This is a genomic window from Bradyrhizobium sp. UFLA05-125, from assembly GCF_059803515.1.
Genome location: NZ_JBANBJ010000025.1, coordinates 23906 through 48247, shown reverse-complemented (window position 1 = coordinate 48247; position 24342 = coordinate 23906). Strand labels below are relative to the sequence as shown.

Here is a 24342-nt window from a genome sequence, read left to right as displayed (position 1 = left end):
CTCCGCGGACGTGTCGGCGTCATGGTCCCGGCCGACGACCGCACCACGCGCGTGCGCAGCCTCGGCCCCTACACCACGATCGGCGAGATGGGTCTGGTGTCGCATACGCCGCGCAGCGCGACCATCCAGGCCGAGGTCGCAAGCGTGCTCTATGTGCTGAACACGCACCAGTTCGATGCGATCAGGGACGAAGACCCCGAGCTCAGCCACAAGCTGCTGACCTATTTCGTGTCGGTCATGGCCGAGCGGCTGAGCTTTGCAAACAGGACGATCGCGGTGCTGCGGCGCTGATGAAGGGCGCAGCCCGGATGGACGCAGCGCAATCCGGGTTTCTCACCAGACTCGGAGGTCTCGGATTTCGCTTCGCTCCATCCGGGCTACGGGACTCCATCCGCGGCTACAGGCCTACACCCCCGCCATCATCACGTATTTGATCTCGACATATTCTTCCATGCCGTGATGCGAACCCTCGCGACCGAGACCACTCTCCTTCACGCCGCCAAAGGGCGCGACTTCCGTCGTGATCAGGCCGGTGTTGACGCCGACCATGCCCGACTCCAGCGCCTCGGCAACGCGCCAGACGCGGCCGAGGTCGCGGGAGTAGAAGTAGGAGGCGAGGCCGAACGGCGAGTTGTTGCACATCGCGATCACCTCGGCTTCGTCCCTGAAACGGAACACCGGCGCGAGCGGGCCGAAGGTCTCTTCATGCGCAACGAGTGCATCCGGCTTGACGTTGGCGAGCACCGTCGGCTCGAAGAAGCTGCCGCCGAGCGCATGGCGCTTACCGCCGGTGACGATCTTGGCGCCGCCCTTGACTGCATCCTCGATGTGCTTTTCGACCTTCAGCACTGCGTCCATATTGATCAGCGGCCCCTGCACCACGCCGGTTTCGGTGCCGTCGCCGATCTTCATCGCTGCAACCTTCCTGGACAGCTTCTCGACGAACTCGTCGTAGATCTTGTCCTGGGCATAGAGGCGGTTGGCGCAGACGCAGGTCTGACCCATATTGCGATATTTCGAGACGATCGCACCTTCAACCGCCGCATCGATATCGGCATCGTCGAACACCACGAACGGCGCATTGCCGCCAAGCTCGAGGCCGAGCTTCTTCACCCCGACGGACGCCTGCTGATAGAGGATCTTGCCGACCTCCGTCGAACCGGTGAAGCCGACGAAGCGCACGGCGGGATGCTCGCACAGCACCTTGCCGATCGCCGACGAATTGCCGGTGAGGATGTTGAACACGCCCTTCGGCACGCCGGCTTTTTCGGCGAGCGCGACCAGCGCAAGCGCCGTCAGCGGCGTTTCATTCGCGGGCTTCAGCACCACGGTGCAGCCGGCCGCGAGCGCAGGCGAGACCTTGCGGGTGATCATGGAGCAGGGAAAGTTCCACGGCGTGATGGCCCCGCAGACGCCGATCGGCTGCTTGATCGCAAGCAGGCGCGCATCGGGACGCTGGGTCGGGATCGTCTCGCCATAGACGCGGCGGGCCTCCTCGGCAAAGAACTCGACATAGGCGCCGCCGATATCGACCTCGCCGAGCGCCTCAGTCAACGGCTTGCCTTGCTCGGAGGTCAGGATCAGCGCGAGATCCTCGCGATTGGCCGCGATCAATTCGAACCATTTGCGCAAGATGTTGGAGCGCTGCTTGGCGGTCAACTTGGCCCAGGCCGGGAAGGCGCGCTCGGCGGCTTCCACCGCCTGCGTCGTCTCCGCTGTGCTCATGACCGGGACCTTTGCGAGTTCGACGCCGTTCGCCGGATTGGTCACCGGCCGTGACGGCGTACCGACCCAGGCGCCATCGATGTAGCAGGCCTCGCGCAGCAGCGAGGGATCCTTGAGACGATCGCGCAGGGTGGAGGTGGCTTGCGAGGTGCGTGCAGCGGCGGTCGGGGTCATGGCGTTGCTCCTGGGACTGTCGGATTGCCCCGGAATATAGGGGTATGCCGTGCGTATTGCACCGCCCCGCAACGCAAGTCTGCTTTTAGCTAATCTTGTAGCTAATCTGGGGGGTGGCGCTGCCTACGCTGCGCCGCTCATGTAGGTCTCGCGCCGGCCAATCATGCGCTCGGCGGCTGCCTTGGCATCAGCCCTGGTCGAGGTCGCGCAGGTCCGGTATTCGAGATCCGGCGCGGCGGTGGTGTCGCGCCGGCCAAACCACGATTTCGAGCCGACCGGCAGCAGTGCGAGGGCCTGCGCCAGATTGTCGACCGCACCGAAGGAATATAGCGCGCCGGTCCCGGCGATCCGGACCTCGTATATGCCCGGCGAAATCGGCGCCTCGAGGTTCTCGCCCCGCCCCTGACGGGGATAGCGTTTCCATTCACTCCAGGTCGAAATCATTTTAAGCCCCCCGCGGCCGTCGAGGCCGCCAAGATTTGCATCAATCGTTTGGCCGGCCGCGTCGATTAGCCGGGTTCGAACGCCTTGGTTCACAAAATGTTTCCGAGCAGTATGCGCAAAGCATACTGCCTGGCATCCCGCGAGGTCTCGGCGAAGTGCGGCCATCCACCGCAGATTGTGACGAGGTGTTGCAGTTTCGTCCGCTTGTCCTCCTTCGCGGGTGCCCCGTCGTCAAGTCACGACATCGCGAACGGTGCAGCGGTTGAGATGCTTGCCGCACTTGGTTGTCGGGAGGACAATCGATCGCTTCCAACAATAATCAAACCGGAGGAAACGCGCATGCAAAGCAAAGCCCAGATTGATCAGGTTCTGCGCCAGAAGAGCGACGCGAAAGCCATTCCCGGCGTCGTCGCCATCGCCGCGACAGGCAAGGACGTGCTTTATGAAGGCGCGTTTGGCAAGCGTGACCTGTCCAAGCCCGATGCGATGACGGTGGACAGCGTGTTCTGGATTGCCTCGATGACGAAGGCGGTCACCGCGGCGGGCGCGATGCAACTGGTCGAGCAGGGCAGGCTCTCGCTTGAAGCGCCGATCAGCACGGTGTTGCCGGACCTCACCTCAGTGCAAGTGCTCGAAGGTTTTGACGCCAGCGGCGCGCCCAAGCTGCGCCCGGCATCGAGACCGATCACGCTACGTCAGCTCCTGACCCATACTGCCGGCTTCTGCTACGACGTGTGGAACGGCGACTGCGCGCAATATCTGGAGAAGACCGGAACTCCGAACATCTTTTCCTGCCAGAACGTCGCACTGAAGGCCCCGATCATGTCCGATCCCGGCACACGCTGGGAATATGGCATCAATATCGACTTCGTCGGCAAGGCCGTGGAAGCCGTCAGCGGCAAGAAGCTCGATGCCTACTTGCACGACAATCTGTTCGCCCCCCTCGGCATGAGCGATACCGCGTTCAAGATCACCGACAACATGCGCCAGCGGCTGGTCGCCACGCATGCACGCGGCGAGGATGGATCGCTGGCGCCGATCCCGTTCGAGATCGAACAGAATCCGGAATTCCACATGGGCGGCGGCGGCCTTTACAGCACCGCCGGCGACTACATCAAGTTCACACAAATGATCCTCAACAAGGGCCGCGGCAACGGCAACCAGGTGCTCAGGCCGGAGACGATCTCGACGATGAGCCAGAACCACATCGGCGATCTCAACGTCACCAAGTTGACCTCCGTGGCACCGATGTACACCAACGACGTCGATCTCTACCCCGAGCAGGCGAAGAAATGGGGCCTCAGCTTCCTCATCAACACCGTCAAGACGGCTGAAGGCCGCAGCGCCGGCAGCTTCGCCTGGGCCGGACTTGCCAACACCTATTTCTGGATCGACCCGTCACGTGACGTCACAGGCGTGATCCTGATGCAGTTGTTGCCGTTCGTCGACAAGGACTGCCTGGAAGCCTTCTCCGGCTTCGAACGTGGCGTCTATGCCGGCCTCGATGCCGGAAGCGGGCAGAGGGCGGCATAGCCCCTTAAGTCTAAGACGCGCCTTGTCGCGCGCGCTTGCAACAAGATGTACCGTGCCCCGAAGGCTCTCGCCCTCGGGGCACGTGGCCGTGATGAACCAGGCTGGAGGACACGACCTTGGCAGACAAAGCTGACAGCTATGTTTGTGGTATCTCCGATACGCCGCTGCTCGGCGACACGATCGGCCGCAGCCTAGACCTGGCCGTGCGGCGCTGGGGCGATCGCGAGGCGCTGGTCTCGCCCAGCCACGGCGTGAGATGGACCTGGAAGGAGTTTGCCGAACGGGTCGACGCGCTTGCCGCCAGCTTCCTAGCGCTCGGTCTCGAGCGCGGGGCGCGGATCGGCATCTGGTCGCTGAACCGCCCGGAATGGACCTTGACCCAGTTCGCGGCCGCCAAGGCCGGACTTGTTTTGGTGACCATCAATCCCGCCTATCGCCTGAGCGAGCTTGAATTCGCGCTTCACAAGGTCGGCTGCGCGGCGATCGTCACGGCGACGGCCTTCAAGACCAGCAACTACATGGAGATGCTCAACACGCTGCTACCCGAGCTTGCCAGCGCCAGGGCCGGGCAGCTGCACGCGGCGCGACTCCCCGATTTGCGCATCGTCATCCAGATCGGCGGCCCCGCCGTATCAGGCACGATCCCGTTCGACGAGGTCGCGCGCATGGGTGGCGCCCGTCACCGGGAACAGCTCGCCGCACTCGGCGCGTCGTTGCAGTTCGACGATCCCGTCAACATCCAGTTCACCAGCGGCACGACGGGGTCGCCCAAAGGCGTGACGCTGACCCATCACAACATCCTCAACAACGGCTATTTCACGGGCCGCGCGATGCGGCTCACCGAGACAGACCGCATCTGCATCCCGGTGCCGCTCTATCACTGCTTCGGCATGGTGATGGGCAACCTCGCCTCCGTCACGCTCGGCGCGGCCATGGTCTACCCTGGCGAGGGCTTCGATCCGCTCGTAACGCTGCGCACGATCGAGCAGGAGAAGTGCACTGCAGTCTATGGCGTACCGACCATGTTCATCGCCGAGCTCGATCACCCCGAGTTCTCGACCTTCAACCTGACATCGCTGCGCACCGGCATCATGGCCGGGGCGCCGTGTCCGATCGAGGTGATGAAGCGCGTCAACACCGATATGAACATGCAGGAGGTGACGATCGCCTACGGCATGACCGAAACCAGCCCGGTCAGCTTCCAGAGCGCGGTCGATGATCCGCTCGAACGCCGCGTCTCCACCGTCGGACGCATTCATCCGCATGTCGAGGTCAAAGTCGTCGATCTCGACGGCAAGATCGTCAAGCGCGGCGAACGCGGCGAGCTCTGCACCCGCGGCTACAGCGTCATGCTCGGCTATTGGGAAGACAAGGAAAAGACCGCCGATGTGCTCGACGCCAACGGCTGGATGCACACCGGCGACCTCGCCACCATCGACGATGAGGGCTATTGCAACATCGTCGGCCGCATCAAGGACATGGTGATCCGCGGCGGCGAAAACCTCTATCCGCGCGAGATCGAGGAATTCCTCTACCGCCACCCCAAGATCCAGGACGTCCAGATCTTTGGCGTGGCGGATACCCGCTACGGCGAGGAGCTCTGCGCCTGGATCCGCGTCAGGTCGGGCGAGAAGCTGTCCGCCGAAGACGTCCGCGCCTTCTGCGAGGGCCAGATCGCCCACAACAAGATCCCGCGCTACGTCGAATTCGTCGACGAGTTTCCGATGACCGTGACGGGAAAGATCCAGAAGTTCCTGATGCGGGATGCCGTGGAGAAACGGCTCGGGCTGAAGGCGGCGAAGACAGCGTGAGGGCAATCACATCACAATGAAGCTGTCATTCCCCGCGAAAGCGGGGAATCCCGTATTCCAGAGGCCGCGACGTTCACAACGACCGCCGCGGCGTACTGGGTCGCCCGGTCGAGCCGGGCGATGACATCGGAGACTGAGGCGAGCCCGAGCTACACCGTCAGCCCGCGCTGCTGCGCCAGCTCCTTCAGCGACACTTGCGGACGCGCGCCGATGTGCTGAATCACTTCGGCCGCAGCGAGCGCGCCGAGCTGGCCGCATTGCTTGTAGGAGAGATCCCGCGCCAGGCCAAACAGGAAGCCGGCAGCGAAGAGATCGCCGGCGCCGGTGGTGTCGACGAGCTTGTCGATCGGCGAGGCCGGTACCGCGACGGCATCTTCGGACGACACCACCATGCAGCCCTTCTCGCTGCGCGTGACCACGCCGAGATTGACGTCGTTGCGGAGCTGCTTGAGCGCGGTGTCAAAGTCAGACGTGGTGTACAGCGAGTGCAATTCCGACTCGTTGGCGAACACGATATCGACCATGCCATTACGCATCAGCGACAGGAACTCGTCGCGATAGCGGTCGACGCAGAAGGAATCCGACAGCGTCAGTGCCACCCTGCGGCGCGCATCGTGCGCGATCTTGGCTGCCTTGACGAAGGCATCCTTGGCATTCTTGGGGTCCCAGAGATAACCCTCGAGATAGACGATGCGCGCGGCTGCGATCTCGGCCGGATCGATATCGGCGGGCGACAGATCCTGCGCCGCGCCGAGATAGGTGTTCATGGTACGCTCGCCATCCGCCGTCACCAGGACATAGCAGCAGCCGGTGGCCGGACCATCCTTGGCCGCCGGCGTGTCGAAGGCAACGCCCGCGGCGCGGATGTCGTGCACATAGAGCTTGCCGATCTGGTCGTCCTTGACCTTGCCGACATAGGACGTCCGCGCCCCCAGGCTTGCGACCCCGACGATGGTGTTGGCAGCCGAGCCGCCGGAGACCTCGGTGGCCGGCCCCATGTTCTTGTAGATGGCAGCGGCGCGGGCCTCATCGATTAGGGACATGCTGCCCTTGGTCATGCCGTGCGTGGCGAGAAAAGCCTCGTCGGTTTGGACCAGCACGTCGAACAGCGCGTTGCCGATCCCCAAGACGTCATATTTGGCGTCAAATTTCGCGTCAGCCATTCACCTTGATCCTGTTGCCCGATTGCGGTTACGGGGAAAATCCGCTTCCTGTTCGGCTTGAAAATCCGGCTCGCGGCCTATCACGTTAGGCCCCGCGCGAGCAAGCAACGAAGGGTTATCTTTTGACGCGTTTTCTTCACGCGAACGGGGACCACTTCGCTCGAAAACGCTATGGTATGCACTTCTGATGATCCGCTCCTTCCTGACAGTCTCGACGGGAACATTGGCCTCGCGGCTATTGGGGTTTGCGCGCGATTCCCTGATTGCGGCGCTGCTCGGCACGGGCGCGGTGGCCGATGCGTTCCTGGCGGCCTTCCAGCTCGTCAACGTGGTGCGCCGGCTGCTCAGCGAAGGCGCGCTCAATGCGGCGCTGGTCCCGGCCTGGCTGCGCACGCGCGAGCGCGACGGCGAAGAGGCCGCGGCCGCTTTCGCAGGACGCGTGCTGGGGACGATCAGCGCGGCACTGATCGGGGCCTCGATCGTCATCGCGCTGGTGATGCCGCTGATCATCACCGTCATCGCCCCGGGATTCGCCGGAAGCGACACGCGCGATCTTGCCGTGGCGAACGCGCGGCTGATGCTGCCCTACCTCGCCTTTGCCGGACCGGTCACGGTGCTGATGGGGTTGCTCAACGCGCAAGGCCGCTTTGCGCTCACCGCGTTCTCGCCGCTGCTGTTCAACATCGCGCTGATCGCCGCGATCGCCGCTCTCTTGCTGGGACACGCCGATGCGGTCTTCGCCGCGTGGACGCTGGCGGCAACCGTCGGCATCGCCGGCTTCTTGCAATTGTTGATGCTGGGCTCGCAGCGCAGCGCGCGCCTCGCCACGCCCTTGCGCGTCACCTTCGACAAGGAAATGCGCGGTTTCTTCGCCAAGGCGATCCCCGGCATGATCGCAAGCTCGGGGCCGCAATGGCTGATGGTAGCCGGCACCATCATTGCATCGGCGACGCCATCGGCAGTCTCCTGGCTCTATTTCGCCAACCGCCTGATCGAATTGCCGCTCGGCATCGTCGGCGTCGCCATGGGTACCGTGCTGGTGCCGGAGCTGACACGCGCGACCGGTAGCGGCGACCGCAGCGCCGTGGCGCACGCTGAATCGCGTGCGCTCGAGCTCGCCACGGGTCTCGCGCTGCCGGCGACCCTTGGCCTGATCGTACTGGCCGAGCCGATCGTGCGGCTGCTGTTCGAGCATGGCGCGTTCGGCGCGAGCGACAGCGCGGCCACGGCACGCGCGCTGATGGCACTGGCGCTGGGACTGCCGGCTCATGTCCTGATCAAGGCGCTGGCGCCGGCCTTTTTCGCGCGCGGCGATACGGTGGCGCCGCTGATCGCGACCGCAAAAGGGTTCGTGGTCGCCGTAGCGCTCGCCGTGGTGCTCGGCCATGTCTTCGGCGCGACCGGCATTGCGGCGAGCATCGCCTGCGGCGCCTGGAGCAGCGCGCTCTCGCTGCTTCGCAAGGGTGCCACCGAATTCGGCTTCGCGGTCGACGACGCCGCCCGCAGGCGGCTGCCGCGGGTCGCGCTCGCCGCGCTCGCCATGGGCACTCTGCTCTGGCTCGCGACGGCCATCGCGCCCACCGGCGGCCACAGCCTGCTCGGGATGATCGTTCTCGGCCTCCAGATCGCGGGCGGCCTGATGGCCTATGGCCTGTTCCTGAGACTGTTCGGCATCGCCTCCTGGCGCGAGGTGCGCGCCGCCTTGAGGCGGCCGGCGCATCGGGACCAGAGCGCGTGAGAACGAGCGAATTACACTTGACGGAGCAGCGCCGCTGTTGGAAACGACGGCCCGTACCTTCCAGGAAAGCTTGCCAGGAAAGCTGCCATGCCATTCGTTGAACGGGTTTTTTCGGGCGTCCAGCCGACGGGCAATCTGCACCTCGGCAACTATCTCGGCGCGATCGTCAACTTCGTGAAGATGCAGGAAACGCACAACTGCATCTATTGCGTCGTCGACATGCACGCGATCACGCAAGGCGTGGACGTCTGGGGCGGACCGGCCGAGCTCGCGCGGAACACCCGCGAGGTGACTGCGGCGTTCATCGCCAGCGGCATCGATCCGAAGAAGCACATCGTGTTCAACCAGAGCCAGGTCGCCGGCCACGCCGAGCTCGCCTGGATCTTCAACTGTGTCGCGCGCATGGGCTGGCTCAACCGCATGACTCAGTTCAAGGAGAAGGCCGGCAAGGATCGCGAGAACGCCTCCGTCGGGCTTTACGATTATCCGGTGCTGATGGCGGCCGACATTCTGCTGTATCGCGCCACGCATGTGCCGGTCGGCGAGGACCAGAAGCAGCATCTCGAGCTTTCACGCGACATCGCGCAGAAGTTCAACAACGATTTCGGCGATTCGATTCGTGGTCATGGCTTCGGCGACAGTCTGTTCTTCCCGCTGCCGGAGCCGCTGATTACGGGACCGGCGACGCGCGTGATGAGCTTGCGCGACGGCACCAAGAAGATGTCGAAGTCCGACGCGTCGGACTATTCGCGTATCAATTTGACCGACGATGCCGACACCATCGCGCAGAAGGTCCGCAAGGCGAAGACCGATCCGGAGCCGCTGCCGACGGAGGAAAAGGGCCTGGAAGCGCGCCCCGAGGCGGACAATCTCGTCGGCATTTTCGCTGCGCTGTCGGGCCGGGCGAAAGCCGACGTGCTGCGCGATTTCGGCGGCGGCCAGTTCTCCAGCTTCAAGAACGCGCTGGTCGATCTCTGCGTGACAAAGCTGGCGCCGATCGCCGGCGAGATGAAGCGCCTGGTCGCCGACCCCGGTCACATCGACGCCATCCTGAACGACGGCGCCGACCGCGCGCGCGCGATTGCGGACGAGACCATGGCGCTGTCCAAGGACATCGTCGGCTTCATCCGCAAGCGCTGATTTTTGCGCCTGCGAAGTCTGGCCGACGCCAGGAGCGCCGGCCAACGCCCCTCTCCCAAAGACAAAGGGAGTGTGGCAGCATGTCAGGCGTGGATACGCCGAGACATGCATGAGCAGCACGCGACGATGCTTCGAGCCGGGTCACAAGCCCAAATGCCTTGTCATCGTTGACGACACCGCCGAATGGGATCGCGCGGTCTATTACGCCAGCCGCTGGGCGATCCGCGCCGGCGGCGGCGTGGTGATGCTGCGCATCATCGAGACCGAGGACCAGAACCAGCAATGGCTGGGCGTCGCCGACATCATGCGCGCCGAGGCGCAGGAGGCAGCCGATGCCGCGCTCGACCGCGCCGCCGGCCGCGCCAACGGCATCGCCGCGATCACGCCCGAGCGCGTGATCCGTGAAGGCGCCCCGATGGAACAATTGCTCGAGGTGATCGACCAGGACCCTGATATCGCGATGCTGGTGCTCGCCGCCAATCCCGGCGCCGAGGGACCGGGGCCGCTCGTCGCGCTGCTCGCCAATGCGGTCGGCACGTTCCCCGTACCGGTGACGATCATTTCGGGCGAACTCAGCGACCCCGAGGTCGACGCGCTGTCGTAGGACCCTTCACCTCTCGCTACAAGCGTGGGGGGCGAGGTTAACCCGCTGATCCCGCAGCGAAACTCCCCCTCCTGCCCCTTGACCGTGCGTTTGGCGTCGCCATCTGGTACTGAGAGCTCACGCGCCGGCCTTGAACCGGCGACGTCCGGAGAAAACCATGTTCATTCAGACCGAAGCCACCCCCAATCCCGCCACGCTGAAGTTCATCCCCGGCCGCCTCGTGTCCGACGGCGGTCCGATGGAATTTGCGAGCCGCGAAGCGTCCACGCGCTCGCCGCTCGCCGAAAAGCTGTTCGACGTGCCTGGCGTCACCAGCGTGTTCTACGGCAGCGACTTCATCACCGTGACCAAGGCGAGCGGTGAATGGCAGCAGCTCAAGCCAGCGATCCTCGGCGCCATCATGGAGCATTACATGTCCGGCGCGCCGCTGCTTGCCGATGGCGTGGCCGCCAGCGACGACGACCTCGACGAGGAAGACGAATTTTTTGACGAGGCGGATGCCGAGACGGTCGACATGATCAAGGATCTGATCGAGACGCGCGTGCGGCCTGCGGTCGCCAATGATGGCGGCGACATCACCTTCCGCGGCTTCAAGGACGGCGTCGTCTACCTCAACATGAAGGGCGCCTGCTCCGGCTGCCCGTCGTCGACCGCGACGCTCCAGCACGGCATCCAGAACCTGCTCAGGCATTTCGTGCCTGACGTGGTCGAAGTCAGGCCGATGTGATCGAGGTATCGTAGGGTGGGTAAAGGCGCATTTGCGCCTTGCCCACCGTCCAAGATGAGATAGCAGTGGTGGGCACGCCTTCGCTCTTCGAGCTACGGCGGACAAGCCGCTTTGCCCACCCTACGAAGTTCGGCGAGAGTGGCGGATAAGCGCTTGGTTCGCTAGACTATTCGCTATTCGCCACTCGCCATTCGTTCTTTCATGCTGATCCTTGCCATCGATACTGCGCTCGACGCCTGCGCCGCCGCCGTGCTCGACACCGAAACGGCCAACCTGCGCGCCCAGGAATCGCTGCCGATGAAGCGCGGGCATGCGGAAGCCTTGATGCCGCTGATCGCGCGGGTGATGCAATCGGCGGGGCTCAGCTTCACCGCACTCGACCGCATCGCGGTCACCACAGGTCCCGGCAGCTTCACAGGTCTTCGGGTCGGCATCTCGGCCGCGCGCGGACTTGCGCTCGCCACCGGCAAGCCGGCAGTAGGGCTGACGACGCTGTCGGCCTATGCTGCCGCCATCGTCAGCCAGAACAAGTCGGCGCCTGTCGTCTCTGCGATCGATGCGCGGCATGATCACGTCTATTTCCAGGTCGTCGCCGGCGACGGCAGCCAGCTTGTCCGGCCAAGAGTTGCAGGCGTCGATGAGGCGATTGCCGCCTCGCAATTCGGCGCGCCGCATCTGGTCGGCAATGCCGCAAAAATTCTCGCCGACCGCTGGCCGAAAGACAGATCTCCACCGATCGCCGTCGATCCGCAGGCCGCGCCTGACATCAATTGGGTGGCGTGGCTGGGTGCGGCCGCAGATCCCGACACCACACCGGCGCGTCCGTTCTATCTGCGTGCGCCCGATGCGAAACCGGCAGCCAATCCGCCGCTCGCAGCACACGCCGCACCCTCATGAGGAATTGGCTCGCCGAATGGTGGCGCGGCGGCAGCGCCATCGTCGAGGGCGCGACCGCGCGCGACGCAGCAAAGCTCGCACAACTGCATGGCGCGTCCTTTGCGCGCGGCTGGGGCGAAGGCGAATTCGAGAGCATGATGAGCGAGCGCAACACGCTGGTGCATCGCTTGCGATTGGGACACAAGACGATCGGCTTTGCGGTCTCGCGGATGGGTGCGGACGAGGCCGAAATCCTCTCCATTGCCGTCGACCAGGCCTACCGCGGCCGCGGGTTCTCCCGTGCGCTGCTCTTGACCCATCTCGGCCACCTCGCCGGCCGCGGTGTGCGCACTATATTTCTCGAAGTCGAGGAAAATAACCGGCCGGCGCGGGCGCTCTACGACGGCATCGGATTCATGGTGGTCGGGCGCCGCGAACGCTACTATAAGCAGGCGAACGGGGAACAATTGAACGCACTTCTGATGCGACGTGACTTGTCGTAACATCGATTGAACAAGGCGCTCGTCAGGCAGACAACCCTATGACCGTACTCAAACATTCTTCCGCGACCAAGGCGACCGGCATCGAGGCGCGCTGTGCCGCCACCGGCATGCGCATGACCGAGCAGCGCCGCGTCATCGCCCGCGTGCTCGCGGAAGCCGTCGATCATCCCGATGTCGAGGAACTCTACCGGCGCTGCGTCGCCGTCGACGACAAGATCTCGATCTCGACCGTCTATCGCACCGTAAAGCTGTTCGAGGATGCCGGCATCATCGAGCGCCACGATTTCCGCGAGGGCCGCGCCCGCTACGAGCAGATGCGCGACAGCCATCACGACCATCTCATCAATCTGCGCGACGGCAAGGTGATCGAATTCACCTCCGAGGAGATCGAGAAGCTCCAGGCGGAGATCGCCCGCAAGCTCGGCTACAAGCTGGTCGATCACCGGCTCGAGCTCTATTGCGTCCCGCTCGACGACGACAAACCCCAGAACTAGTGCCAATCGATCTCATCATCTTCGACTGCGACGGCGTGCTGGTCGACAGCGAGGTCATCTCCTGTCGCGCGCATGCCGATGTGCTGACGCGCCACGGCTACCCGATCACGCCGGAGCAGGTGCTGGTCCGCTTCCTCGGCGTATCCGAGCGAGATGCGCGGCTGATGGTCGAACAGGAGATCGGCTGCAAGCTACCCGACGATCTGGAGCAGCAGGTGACTGCGGCGACGCTGCGATTTTATGCCAGCGATCTGCTGCCGATCACCGATGTGGCCGCTGCGATTGGCGCAATCGATTTACCCAAGTGTGTTGCATCAAGCGGCACACCAGAGAAGATTCGTCACGGCCTGTCTTGTGCCGGGCTATACGATATGCTTGCTCCGCATATCTTTTCCGCAAGCCAGGTCGCACGCGGCAAACCCGCCCCCGATCTGTTTCTGTTTGCGGCCGAGCAGATGAAGGCAGCGCCGGAACGATGCCTTGTGATTGAGGACAGTGTTCCCGGGGTGACCGGTGCGTACGCTGCCGGGATGACCGTGCTGGGCTTTCACGGCGGCAGCCACTGCCCGCCCGGCCACGCCGACAGGTTGCGTGCCGCCGGCACCAGACTAACGTTCGACGACATGCGGCAATTGCCGGAACTGGTGCGGCGGGTGGATGCGGACGCTGCAGTGGGCTGATTTCGCCCGTTCGACGTCATTCCGGGGCACGCGCAAAGCGCATGAACCCGGAATCCGGAGGTTTTGGCGCAAGATTCCGGGTTCGATGCTTCGCATCGCCCCGGAATGAGGGTCTTTCAGGCGCCCGTTCGCTGGATTTTCGCCCTCTCAACCTATATCTGAGGGGCGTTCTCCACCTCAAATCCGGGTTCCATGACGCCGCCGCGCAAGCTGCACATCAAATCATATGGCTGCCAGATGAACGTCTACGATGCCCAGCGCATGGTGGACACGCTGGCGCCGGAAGGATTCGTGGAGACGGCCAGCGTCGAGGATGCCGACCTCGTCATCCTCAACACCTGCCATATCCGCGAGAAGGCGTCGGAGAAGGTCTATTCCGAGCTCGGCCGCCTGCGCGTCGCCAAGGACGAGGCGGCGCGCGGTGGCCGCACCATGCAGATCGCGGTCGCCGGCTGCGTGGCGCAGGCCGAGGGCGAGGAGATCGTGCGCCGCGCGCCGGTCGTCGATGTCGTGGTTGGCCCGCAAAGCTATCACCATTTGCCGGAGCTGTTGAAGCGCGCAGGCCATGATGGCCGCGCGATCGAGACAGAATTTCCGGCCGCCGACAAGTTCGGCTTCCTTGCCCAGCCCAAGCCCGAAGCGATCCGTGCGCGCGGCATTTCCGCCTTCGTCACCGTGCAGGAAGGCTGCGACAAGTTCTGCACCTTCTGCGTCGTGCCCTATACGCGCGGCACCGAGGTCTCGCGCCCCGTCGCGAAGATCGTCGACGACGTGAAGCGGCTCGCCGACAACGGCGTGCGCGAGCTCACGCTGATCGGCCAGAACGTCAATGCCTATCACGGCGAGGGACCGGACGGACAAAGCTGGCCGCTCGGCAAGCTGCTCGAGCATCTCGCGCGGATTCCCGGCATTGCGCGACTGCGCTACTCGACCAGCCATCCCCGCGACGTCGATGACAGTCTGATTGCCGCCCACCGCGATCTTCCAGGCCTGATGCCCTTCGTGCACCTGCCGGTACAATCCGGCTCGGACCGGATACTGGCCGCCATGAACCGCAAACATACCGCCGATGATTATCTGAAAGTCATCGACCGTTTCCGGGCTGTGCGCCAAGACATTGCTTTTTCATCAGATTTTATCGTGGGCTTTCCGGGGGAGACCGAGCAAGATTTTCGCGCGACACTCGCACTGGTCACACAAATCGGCTACGCTGCAGCCTACTCGTTCAAATATTCGGCCCGGCCGGGAACCCCTGCCGCGGACATGCAGGAGACGGTGTCCCTAGTCGAGATGGACCAGCGATTGGAGCGGCTCCAGGAATTGATCGACGCCCAGCAATCGGCCTTCAACAAGGCTGCGATTGGCATAACCGTCGACGTGTTGTTCGAGCGCGAGGCGCGCAAGGACGGCCAGATCGTCGGCCGCACCGCTTACCTTCAGCCCGCGCATGTGATGGCATCGCCCGACATCATCGGAAAAATCCTGCCGGTTCGTATCGACAGCCTCGAACGCTACAGCCTGCTCGGCGAGCTCGTGACGCCTGAGCCCGCGCAGCGGCCCGCTTTATCGCCAATCGCCACTGGAGCCTGAACCCTTGCCAAAAAGCGCATCGGATTCGTCTTCGTTCGCTCCCAGCCGCAAATTTGACCGCGACATGCAAGTTCCGCCCGAAACCGAGGTCGTCATCGACTTCGACGACAACCGCGCCGCTTCGGCGCTGGTCGGCCCCTACGGGCAGAACTTGGCGCAGATCGAGCGCCGGCTCGGCGTCGTCGTCGACTCCAAGGGCAACCACATCACCATCGGCGGCACGCGCGATGGCTGCGACGCGGCGCGGCGCGTGCTGGAAATGCTCTACGCCGAGGCGGTGAAGGGGCAGGATCTCGACCAGGGCGAGGTCGAAGGCGCGATCCGCGCCGTGATCGCGCAGGGCTCGCTGTTCGAGTTCGACGCCAAATCGGCCAAGTCGACCTTCGAAAGCATCAACCTGCGCAAGCGGCCGGTGCGCGCGCGCACCGCCGCGCAGGATTCCTACATCCGCGCATTGAAGCGCCACGAGCTGGTGTTCGGCATCGGCCCCGCCGGTACCGGCAAGACCTGGCTCGCTGTCGCGCACGCTGCGCAACTGTTCGAGCGCAAGGAGGTCGACAAGATCATCCTGTCGCGCCCGGCGGTAGAAGCTGGCGAGCGGCTCGGCTTCCTGCCCGGCGATCTCCGCGAGAAGGTCGATCCCTATCTGCGCCCGATCTACGACGCGCTGTATGACCTGATGGACGCGCGCATCGTCGAGCGCGCGCTGCAGACCGGCGAGATCGAGATCGCGCCGCTCGCCTTCATGCGCGGCCGCACGCTGACCAATGCCGTGATCATCCTGGACGAAGCGCAGAACACCACCTCGATGCAGATGAAGATGTTCCTGACCCGTCTCGGCGAGAACAGCCGGATGATCGTGACCGGCGATCCGTCGCAAATCGACCTGCCGAACGGCCAGACCTCCGGCCTGTCGGAGGCGACCCGTTTGCTCGGCGGCGTCGAGGGCATTTCACAAGTTCATTTCACCGCCGAAGACGTGATCCGCCACGAGCTCGTGGCACGGATCGTTGCCGCCTATGAAGGGTCGGCGCAGCGGCCCGCCGCAGGCAAGCCATAGCGAGAAAAGCCGGATCGAAGGACGCAAGACAAGCGCCGTCCGTTCCGAACAACACCATGTCGCATTCCAACCTTCCCATGACCGAGGTTCTCGTCGTTGCCGACTGTTGGCAGAGCGAGCCCGGTGCCGAAGCGGTGATCCAGCGCGCGATCGCCGCGGCCGCCTCTTCCGTCGACGACGACGTCACCGACGCCGAAGTGGCCGTGATGCTGACCGATGATTCCGGCATCCGCACGCTGAACAGCAACTGGCGCGGCATCGACAAGCCGACCAATGTGCTGTCTTTTCCTGCACTCCAGCCGGAGGGCGAATGGAAGGCCGGGGATGCCCCGCGCATGCTCGGCGACATCGCCATCGCCTACGAGACGCTGCGGCGCGAAGCGGACGAGGAACAGAAGCCGTTCGACCACCATTTGAGTCATCTTGCGGTGCACGGGTTTCTGCATCTGATCGGCTACGACCACGAAAACGACGCTGACGCGGAGGAGATGGAAGCGCTCGAACAGGACGTCCTGGCCCAACTCGGTATCCCAGACCCCTATGCAGAGCGCTGACGGATCGATCGACATGGCGGATTCCGAACCAATCCACGACAATCCGCGCAACACCCGCAACCTGCCCGCGGTGGTGCAGCCGGGCGAGATCACGCGTCCGACCGCCGAAGGCTGGCTGATCCGCGCCATCCGCACGCTGTTCGGCTGGAAGGCGGGATCGGTCCGCGACGATCTCCAGGTCGTGCTCGATGCCACGACGCCTGACGATGCCGGCTTCTCTGCCGTCGAGCGCACCATGTTGCGCAACATCCTCAACCTGCATGAGCGCCGCATCGCCGACGTCATGGTGCATCGCGCCGACATCATCGCGGTGAAGCGAGACATCCCGCTCGGCGAGTTGATGGACCGCTTCGAGAGCGCGGGTCACTCACGCTTCGTGGTCTATAACGAGACGCTCGACGATCCCGTCGGCATCGTGCACATCCGCGATCTCCTGACCTTCATGACGGCCAAGGCCCGCGTCTCGGAAGCCACCAAGACCAAGCGCAAGAAGCCGCTGCCCGCCGGTCTCGATTTGCGCGCCGTCGACCTCGCGCTGCCGCTGCAGGACGCCAACATCATCCGCAAGCTCCTGTACGTGCCGCCCTCGATGCGGGCGATCGACCTGCTCGCGCAAATGCAGGCCTCACGCATCCATCTCGCGCTCGTCGTCGACGAATATGGCGGCTCCGACGGGCTGGTCTCGCTCGAGGATATCGTCGAGCAGATCGTCGGCGAGATCGACGACGAGCATGACAGCGACGAGCCACCGTCGATCGTGCGCCAGCTCGACAATTCCTTCATCGCCGATGCGCGCGCCAGCCTCGACGACGTCCGCTCCGTGATCGGCGAGGATTTCGTGACCGGTGAAGCCGGTGAAGAGGTCGAGACGCTCGGCGGCTATCTCGTCAGCTTCGTCGGCCGTCTGCCGGTGCGCGGCGAGGTGATCTCCGGCCCCGGCAATTACGAGGTCGAGGTGCTCGACGCCGATCCGCGCCGCGTCAAGCGCCTGCGCATCGCGGCTCGCAAGGAACGTCCGGCCCCGCGCACCCAGCGCGAAAGCCGCCGCCGCGAAGCCTCACCCGAGCAAGGCACGCCGCCACCCGGCGACACGTCCAATCCGCCACCCGGCGACGGAGCCGGCACGCAGTGACCCCAGCACAACGACTTCGGATGGTCGCGCTTGCCGTCATCCTGACCTGGGGATGGAAGCGCGCGCTCATTGCCATGGCGGCCGGCGCGCTCTCGGTGCTGGCGCTGGCGCCGTTCAACGCCTGGCCGGTGCTGTTTCTGACCTTCCCCGTACTGGTCTGGCTGATCGACGGCGCCGGCGGCGGCCGGTTCGGCGGCGTTCCCGCCGCGGCGCTGACCGGCTACTGGTTCGGGCTCGGCTATTTCGTTCCCGGCCTCTACTGGATCGGCTACGCCTTCTTCGTCGATGCCCAGACCTTTGCCTGGCTCACGCCGTTCGCGGTGCTGGGCTTGCCGGCCTATCTCGCGATCTACACGGCGATCGGATTTGCGTTGGCCCGGCTGCTCTGGACCAAGGACGCCGGGCGCATCCTCGCGCTCGCGGCAAGTCTCACCGTCGCCGAATGGCTGCGCGGCCATGCCCTGACCGGCTTTCCCTGGAATGCCTTCGGCTATGCGCTGTCCGAGCCGCTGCCGCTCGCACAGACCGCGTCGCTGATCGGCCTGTGGGGCATGACGTTCCTGACGGTCGCGATCTTCGCCAGCCCGGCGGCGCTGATCGACCGCACGCCGGACAAGAAAATTCCGTGGCGCGTGCCGGCCGCAGCGATCGCATTGCTGATCGTCATGGGCATCTTCGGCGCGATCCGCCTGTCGCTCCATCCAACGACGATGGTCGCAGGCGCAAAGCTGCGCCTGATGCAACCGAACCTCCGGCAGGACGCCAAGTTCAACTACTCCGCCAAGGCGGAGGTGATGAAGAAGTACCTGGCTTTGTCGGACCGCGCCTCCGGACCCCAGTCGACTGGCGTACGCGATGTCACCATCCTGATCTGGCCGGAATCCGCGTTTCCATTTTTCCTGACCCGCGAAGCCGACGCGATGGCGCAAATCGCGGACCTCCTGCCCAAGGGAACAGTGCTGATCACGGGATCGGTCCGTGCGCCCGATCTGCCACCGGGCACGCGAATCACGCGCGCCTATAACTCCATCTATGTGATCGACCACGACGGCAGCGTGCTTTCCGTCTACGACAAGCTGCACCTGGTACCGTTCGGAGAATTTCTTCCCTATCAGGACCTGATGGAGGAGATCGGCTTCGAGCAGCTGACGCGGGTCCAGGGCGGTTTCATTCCCGGCACCGTGCGGCATGCGCTGCCGGTACCGAGCGCGCCGTCTGCCCTACCGCTCATTTGCTACGAGGCCATCTTTCCCGGCGACGTTGCGGGACTCAAGGAGCGGCCGGGCTGGATCGTCAACCTGACCAATGACGGCTGGTTCGGAATTTCCACTGGTCCCTACCAGCACATGGAGCAGGCGCGGATGCGCGCCATCGAGCTCGGATTGCCGCTGGTCCGCTCCGCAAATACAGGGGTTTCGGCGGTCGTCGATCCCGTCGGCCGGGTCGTCGCCAGTCTTGGCCTCGGCATCGAAGGCGTGCTGGATTCGGGCCTGCCGGCCGCGATCCCGCCGACCGTATATGCCAGGACCGGCGACATTCCGGCCGTGATCCTCGTCGCGCTCGCCGTCATTCTTGCAGTGCGCAAGCGCATTGCCAGACGGTTTCCCTGATCGCAGGCGGCGCAGTCGGTAAACTTTTGACAACCGTAATCCACCGGTTGACAGAGCCGCAGCGTGCTCCGCATTCTGCCCTTGCTGCACCAAGACAGTGGGCGTTGCTAAATTTCTCCGCAATGTTTCCCAAAAATCCAACGAGAGGTTTTGGCGACGTTATCACCTGACGCATACTCCCCTGTTGCGCTAAAGGTGTCTGAGGAGGGCAGAGGAGATGTCGAAAGCGCCCAACCCTGTTGACAAATATGTCGGCAGCCGCGTGCGCATGCGCCGCATCATGTTGGGCATGAGCCAGGAGAAGCTTGGCGAAGCGCTTGGCCTGACATTCCAGCAGATCCAGAAATACGAGAAGGGCACCAACCGGGTCGGCGCGAGTCGCATTCAGCAGATCGCAGAAATTCTCCAGGTGCCGGTGTCGTTCCTGTTCGAGGGCGGACCAAGCGGCACGCCCGGCCCGGACGGCTTCAGCGAGGGCGCCTCGCCCTCTTACGTCTCCGATTTCCTCGCCACGTCGGAAGGGCTGGCGCTGACGAAAGCCTTCACCCGAATCACCGATTCCAAGCTGCGTCGCTCGATCGTCGATCTCGTCGAGCAGATCGCAGCCCGCGAAGGCCCCGACAAGCGCTGACGCGTCCTGCATTCGGGCCATGAGGCTCCGCCAAATCTGGCCTATGTCGTGGTGTGTGGTCCGCGTATAAATGCGCGGCCTTCCATGACATTCCTTACCCGAGCAACAGGCGACGACATGTCCAGCTCAAATCCGTTCGACACTGCGACCATCCTTGAGGCGATCCGCCGCTGGGTGGAGATCGAGACACCGACGGAAGCATCTGAGCAGGTCAACAAGCTTGTGTCCGTCGTCACCGAGCAGCATCGCGGCCTGCCCGTCACGACCGAACGCGTCGCGGGCGTCAATGGCTGCGGTGATCATCTCGTGGTGCGCTCGGCATGGGGACAGGACAAACCCGGCATCCTCGTGCTCAGCCACCTCGATACCGTACACCCGATCGGCTTCATCGAGCGCCTGCCCTTCAAGATCGAGGGTGACAGTGCCTTCGGCCCCGGCATCTACGACATGAAGGGCGGCGCCTATATCGCCCATCACGCCTTCCGCAACCTCTGCGCCACATCCGACCGCTCGCCGCTCGGAATCACCCACCTGTTCACCTCGGACGAGGAGATCGGCAGCCCGACCTCGCGCGCGCTGATCGAAGCGGAAGGGCGGAAGGCGAAATATGTGCTGGTGACGGAGCCGGCGCGCGACGGCGGCAAGATCGTCACGGGCCGCAAGGGCGTCGGGCGCTTCGAAGTCTTCATCAAGGGCGTGCCCGCGCATGCGGGCTCGCGGCCCGAGGATGGCCGCAGCGCCATCCGCGAGCTCGCCAATGTCATTCAGACGCTGGAAGGGATGAACGATCTCAGGCGCGGGGTGACCGTCAATGTCGGCGTGGTGCGTGGCGGCACGCGGCCGAACGTCACGCCGGAAGAAGCCTATGCCGAGGTCGACTTGCGCGTACTCAGCAATGCTGACGCCGAAGAATTCGTCGGAAAGATTCTTGGGCTGACGTCGAAGACCGATGGCGTCACCGTCAATGTGAAAGGTGACCTCAACCGGCCGCCTTACGAAAAGAGCAATTCCGGCGCCTCGCTCTATGAGCACGCGAAAACGCTCGCGGGCGAGCTCGGCTTCGATCTGATCGACACTCACACCGGCGGCGGATCGGACGGCAATTTCACCGCGGCGCATACCGCAACGCTCGACGGACTCGGCGTCGACGGCAAGGGCGCACACACCCACTATGAGCAGCTCTATGTCTCCTCGCTCGAGCCGCGCGCGCGGCTGCTCTATCGCCTGTACCAGACGCTGCAATGAGCGAGCGCAGATCGGACCCGGCTCGCGCTGACGACGGCGAACGGGCATTCTTCGGCCGGCGCAAGGGGCACAAGCTCCGGCAGCACCAGGCCGACCTCGTTGCGCATCTGCTGCCGCATCTTGCGCTCGACATCACGCAAGACACGCCTGCGAATGCGCAGGAGATCTTCGATCCCGCCGCGCAAGCGCTGCGGCTCGAGATCGGCTTTGGCGGCGGCGAGCATCTCGCGGCAGAGGCACAAAACTTTCCAGCCACCGGCTTCATCGGCTGCGAGCCCTATGTCAACGGCATGGCAAAAATCCTCGCGCAGATCGAGGCGCACAATATCGGCAATATCCGCCTGTTCGCGGGCGATGCCGCCGAGCTGCTGGCCTGGCTGCCCAACTCTTCGCTGTCGCGGATCGACCTGATCCATCCCGATCCCTGGCCGAAGCGGCGGCACTGGAAGCGGCGCTTCGTCCAGGACAAGACCATTGCCGCGATGGCACGCGTGCTCGGAAGCGGCGGCGAATTCCGCTTCGTCTGCGACATCGACGATTACTGCGCCTGGACGCTGTCGCACCTCGCGCGCTCGCCGGACTTCGTCTGGCTCGCCGAGCGCGCCGACGATTTTCGGCAGCCCTGGGAGGGCTACACCATGACGCGCTACGGCAGAAAGGCCGAGCGTGAGGGCCGCAAGGCGGCGTATTTGCGATTCCGGAGAGTCTGAGCCTCAGATCGCCTGGCGGCTGCGCCAGAAATTCACGACGCGCTCCGCGGTCGACGGCATCAGCTTGGTGAAGTTCATTCGGGCCGCTTCAATATCGGCGGCTGCGGGCGCGCGCTGCGGGCCGTACCACAGAAGGATCAGGGCGCGCACGGTCGGCCAGCCGAAATTCAGAACCCGGCCCAGGATCAGGATCGGATCGTAACGGTCGCCAGCGATCAGCCGGTCGAGCACGGAGAGCCTGACGCCGGACATCGCGGACAGCGCAGCGATGGATTCCTCGTATTTGTGGGCCTTGGCGAAGCCGAGCAGCGCGCTTTCGCCGAGGTGGCCTTCGCGATTGAGACCGAGCACGGTGCGCTGCGCCGCCGAGAAGTCGCGGCGCGGACCTTGCGGCAGCGAGGCCTCTTCGATCTCGTTCATCGCCCGCCTGATCTCCATCTGGCGCGCAGGCTTGACCACGCTCGACAGACGACGACGGATGACATCCAGCGTTCCGCCCAGAAGCTCCTTGAGCTGGTCGCCGGAGAGATCATCGCGCTGGCCGATCTTGAGCGTCAGCACGCCGTCCTGCGCCGCTCGTTTGATCAGCTCCGAATAGCCGCCTTCTGAAAACATCGCACCGGCATTGCCGGCAGCACGCCGCACCACGTCGCGATCGCCGCGCTCGACCAGCACATCGGTGATATCGGCGGACAGAATGGGCCGCTCGGTCATGGCGAGAAGGTGACCCTGACCTTTCAGGCGCGCGATCTCGATCAGCGCGGCTTCGTCGAGCACCGGCGAGCGGCGCAGCACGGGGCCCGCCACCTGAATTTCATTCTCGCGCGCGAGCTGGCCGATGAGGTGGCGCGGCGCGTTGCCCACGCGCGAAAACCGTTCGGCGAGATCGATGCGCGCTGTCAGATCGGCATGCGGAACGAGATCGATCAGGAGGTTGTCGAAGAGATCGACGAGATCAGGCCTGAGCTTGGCAGCGTCCTGGAAGAACAAATCGGCGATGGCGCGCGCGATGTCGCTGCGACGCCTGGGATCACCGCGCCTGACGATCTCGTCCAGTCCGGGAATGAGCGACGTGGCAACGGTCATGAAACGCAAACTCGCATTGGACACGCCGGGAGTACACGAGAAGCCTTAAAATGCACCGCCAGCAGGCAATTTAGGCCATCCTTGGTGAAGGAACGGTTAGGCCAGGGGCTGCATAAAAAGGCGCTCCCCGGGCGGCCGGGTCTTGTCGAGAGGAGCGAAAAGCGCTATATCCGCGCCAACTTATCTTCTCATACGATCGGTATTGAGAGTGGGCCCGGAAGGACCCGCTCTTTTTTATTACCTGTATCGACGACGTGATCGGGCGACCACCTCTGTGAAGGCCGACCGACCCCACGAGTTCCCTGAAGCAGCGTAAAGCAAGCGTTAACCACTAGAAGCGTCTTGACCCCAGACATGATCGAACCCAGCGCTGGTTCCACAGATGCCGAGCTATTGGCCGAGCCGCGGCTCGTGGTCGAGCCGGGCGTGGCCGCGCGGGTCTCGGCGATCGCGGGCCCGGTGCTGCAAGGCATGGGCTATCGCCTGGTGCGGATCCGCATTTCCGGGGAAGCCGGCTGCACGGTCCAGGTCATGGCGGAGCGGCCCGACGGCTCGATGCAGATCGAGGATTGCGAGGCGATCTCGCGGGCACTGTCGCCGGTGCTCGACGTCGCCGATCCCATCGACCGCGCCTATCGGCTGGAGATTTCCTCGCCGGGGATCGACCGGCCGCTGGTGCGTCGCTCCGATTTCGAGCGCCATCTGGGGCACCTCGTGAAGATCGAGATGGCCGTCGCCCATGACGGACGAAAGCGCTTCCGCGGCACCATTGCCGGCACCGTGGACGATCGCGTTCGCATCACGCGCGACGACGTCAAAGCCGGCGAGGACGCCGACGTTCTCCTGGTGATGGAGGATATCGGCGAGGCGCGGCTGGTCCTCACCGATGAGCTGATCGCGCAGTCCATGCGCCGCGGCAAGGCGCAGGAGCGCGTGATGCGCCGCAATCTCGGCCTGGAGCCGCCGCAACCGGCGCACGCCAAGATCAGCGAAAAGACGACCAAGAACACCAAGCCGAAGAAGAAGCCGGCACCGAAGAACACCAAGCAACATCGCCTGGCCGCCGAACGTGCGCGGCGCGGCGAAATCGAGCCTGACGAAGGAGACTAACC

At 64.3% G+C, this 24342-nt stretch carries 23 protein-coding genes and 1 pseudogene; 20 read left to right on the top strand and 4 right to left on the bottom strand.

Annotated features, from left to right (window positions below; translation table 11 throughout):
* Positions 1-291: pseudogene (locus SO156_RS22205) on the top strand (cyclic nucleotide-binding domain-containing protein); the annotation flags it as partial.
* A 114-nt stretch (positions 292-405) separates the two neighbouring features.
* Here the strand turns inward: SO156_RS22205 and SO156_RS22200 are convergent.
* Both SO156_RS22200 and SO156_RS22195 read right to left on the bottom strand, forming a co-directional pair.
* Positions 406-1899, bottom strand: coding sequence for an NAD-dependent succinate-semialdehyde dehydrogenase (locus tag SO156_RS22200; protein ID WP_498536234.1), 1494 nt, complete (start codon positions 1897-1899; stop codon positions 406-408).
* Positions 1900-2022: 123 nt separating this feature from the next.
* The gene (locus SO156_RS22195; protein WP_458148228.1) at positions 2023-2343 is read right to left on the bottom strand and encodes a hypothetical protein; all 321 of its coding nucleotides are present in this window, start codon (positions 2341-2343) and stop codon (positions 2023-2025) included.
* A gap of 339 nt (positions 2344-2682) precedes the next feature.
* Between SO156_RS22195 and SO156_RS22190 the strand changes: the two genes are divergently transcribed.
* A complete protein-coding gene (locus SO156_RS22190) occupies positions 2683-3876 on the top strand; it encodes a serine hydrolase domain-containing protein (RefSeq protein WP_498536233.1) in 1194 nt (397 codons plus the stop codon).
* A 116-nt stretch (positions 3877-3992) separates the two neighbouring features.
* Complete coding sequence (locus SO156_RS22185) at positions 3993-5687, top strand: AMP-binding protein (protein ID WP_498536232.1); 1695 nt, start codon at positions 3993-3995, stop codon at positions 5685-5687.
* Between the two features lie 149 nt (positions 5688-5836).
* On the opposite strand, the gene SO156_RS22180 is transcribed toward SO156_RS22185, so the two are convergent.
* Positions 5837-6850, bottom strand: coding sequence for an adenosine kinase (locus SO156_RS22180; protein WP_498536231.1), 1014 nt, complete (start codon positions 6848-6850; stop codon positions 5837-5839).
* A gap of 187 nt (positions 6851-7037) precedes the next feature.
* On the opposite strand from SO156_RS22180, the gene murJ reads away from it, so the two are divergent.
* The 16 genes from murJ to trmB all read left to right on the top strand — a co-directional run bounded on the left by murJ (position 7038) and on the right by trmB (position 22144).
* Positions 7038-8588 carry a murein biosynthesis integral membrane protein MurJ gene (gene murJ, locus SO156_RS22175; protein ID WP_498536230.1) on the top strand — a complete coding sequence of 517 codons (1551 nt, stop codon included), beginning with the start codon at positions 7038-7040 and terminating at the stop codon, positions 8586-8588.
* A gap of 87 nt (positions 8589-8675) precedes the next feature.
* The gene (gene trpS, locus SO156_RS22170; RefSeq protein WP_458148223.1) at positions 8676-9728 is read left to right on the top strand and encodes a tryptophan--tRNA ligase; all 1053 of its coding nucleotides are present in this window, start codon (positions 8676-8678) and stop codon (positions 9726-9728) included.
* Positions 9729-9837: 109 nt separating this feature from the next.
* Positions 9838-10332, top strand: coding sequence for a universal stress protein (locus SO156_RS22165; RefSeq protein WP_498536229.1), 495 nt, complete (start codon positions 9838-9840; stop codon positions 10330-10332).
* 157 nt (positions 10333-10489) lie between these two features.
* A complete protein-coding gene (locus SO156_RS22160) occupies positions 10490-11059 on the top strand; it encodes a NifU family protein (RefSeq protein ID WP_458148221.1) in 570 nt (189 codons plus the stop codon).
* A 201-nt stretch (positions 11060-11260) separates the two neighbouring features.
* Positions 11261-11956, top strand: a complete 696-nt coding sequence (gene tsaB, locus SO156_RS22155) for a tRNA (adenosine(37)-N6)-threonylcarbamoyltransferase complex dimerization subunit type 1 TsaB (protein WP_498536228.1) — start codon at positions 11261-11263, stop codon at positions 11954-11956.
* Positions 11953-12438: a ribosomal protein S18-alanine N-acetyltransferase gene (gene rimI / locus SO156_RS22150; protein ID WP_458148219.1), complete on the top strand. Its 486-nt coding sequence runs from the start codon at positions 11953-11955 to the stop codon at positions 12436-12438. Before tsaB ends, rimI begins: the two co-directional genes overlap by 4 nt.
* Before the next feature lie 38 nt (positions 12439-12476).
* Positions 12477-12932 (top strand): Fur family transcriptional regulator, encoded by a 456-nt coding sequence (locus SO156_RS22145; protein WP_254101272.1) that lies wholly within the window; start codon positions 12477-12479, stop codon positions 12930-12932.
* Positions 12932-13612: an HAD family hydrolase gene (locus tag SO156_RS22140; RefSeq protein ID WP_498536227.1), complete on the top strand. Its 681-nt coding sequence runs from the start codon at positions 12932-12934 to the stop codon at positions 13610-13612. Before SO156_RS22145 ends, SO156_RS22140 begins: the two co-directional genes overlap by 1 nt.
* Positions 13613-13804: 192 nt before the next feature.
* A complete protein-coding gene (miaB, locus tag SO156_RS22135) occupies positions 13805-15202 on the top strand; it encodes a tRNA (N6-isopentenyl adenosine(37)-C2)-methylthiotransferase MiaB (RefSeq protein WP_498536226.1) in 1398 nt (465 codons plus the stop codon).
* A gap of 64 nt (positions 15203-15266) precedes the next feature.
* Positions 15267-16262, top strand: coding sequence for a PhoH family protein (locus SO156_RS22130; RefSeq protein WP_498536225.1), 996 nt, complete (start codon positions 15267-15269; stop codon positions 16260-16262).
* A gap of 56 nt (positions 16263-16318) precedes the next feature.
* Positions 16319-16816 (top strand): rRNA maturation RNase YbeY, encoded by a 498-nt coding sequence (gene ybeY, locus SO156_RS22125; protein WP_458148215.1) that lies wholly within the window; start codon positions 16319-16321, stop codon positions 16814-16816.
* A 13-nt stretch (positions 16817-16829) separates the two neighbouring features.
* Complete coding sequence (locus SO156_RS22120) at positions 16830-17948, top strand: hemolysin family protein (protein WP_458148214.1); 1119 nt, start codon at positions 16830-16832, stop codon at positions 17946-17948.
* Positions 17945-19558: an apolipoprotein N-acyltransferase gene (gene lnt, locus SO156_RS22115; protein ID WP_498536224.1), complete on the top strand. Its 1614-nt coding sequence runs from the start codon at positions 17945-17947 to the stop codon at positions 19556-19558. Before SO156_RS22120 ends, lnt begins: the two co-directional genes overlap by 4 nt.
* A gap of 217 nt (positions 19559-19775) precedes the next feature.
* Positions 19776-20189, top strand: coding sequence for a helix-turn-helix domain-containing protein (locus SO156_RS22110; RefSeq protein ID WP_027550026.1), 414 nt, complete (start codon positions 19776-19778; stop codon positions 20187-20189).
* A 117-nt stretch (positions 20190-20306) separates the two neighbouring features.
* Positions 20307-21434 carry a M20 family metallopeptidase gene (locus SO156_RS22105; RefSeq protein ID WP_498536223.1) on the top strand — a complete coding sequence of 376 codons (1128 nt, stop codon included), beginning with the start codon at positions 20307-20309 and terminating at the stop codon, positions 21432-21434.
* Positions 21431-22144 carry a tRNA (guanosine(46)-N7)-methyltransferase TrmB gene (gene trmB / locus SO156_RS22100; RefSeq protein ID WP_498536222.1) on the top strand — a complete coding sequence of 238 codons (714 nt, stop codon included), beginning with the start codon at positions 21431-21433 and terminating at the stop codon, positions 22142-22144. Before SO156_RS22105 ends, trmB begins: the two co-directional genes overlap by 4 nt.
* A 3-nt stretch (positions 22145-22147) precedes the next feature.
* On the opposite strand, the gene SO156_RS22095 is transcribed toward trmB, so the two are convergent.
* On the bottom strand, positions 22148-23230 hold the full coding sequence (locus SO156_RS22095; protein ID WP_498536221.1) for a DUF2336 domain-containing protein: 1083 nt from the start codon (positions 23228-23230) through the stop codon (positions 22148-22150).
* 354 nt (positions 23231-23584) lie between these two features.
* Between SO156_RS22095 and rimP the strand changes: the two genes are divergently transcribed.
* Positions 23585-24340: a ribosome maturation factor RimP gene (gene rimP / locus SO156_RS22090; protein ID WP_458150193.1), complete on the top strand. Its 756-nt coding sequence runs from the start codon at positions 23585-23587 to the stop codon at positions 24338-24340.
* Positions 24341-24342 lie beyond the last annotated feature (2 nt).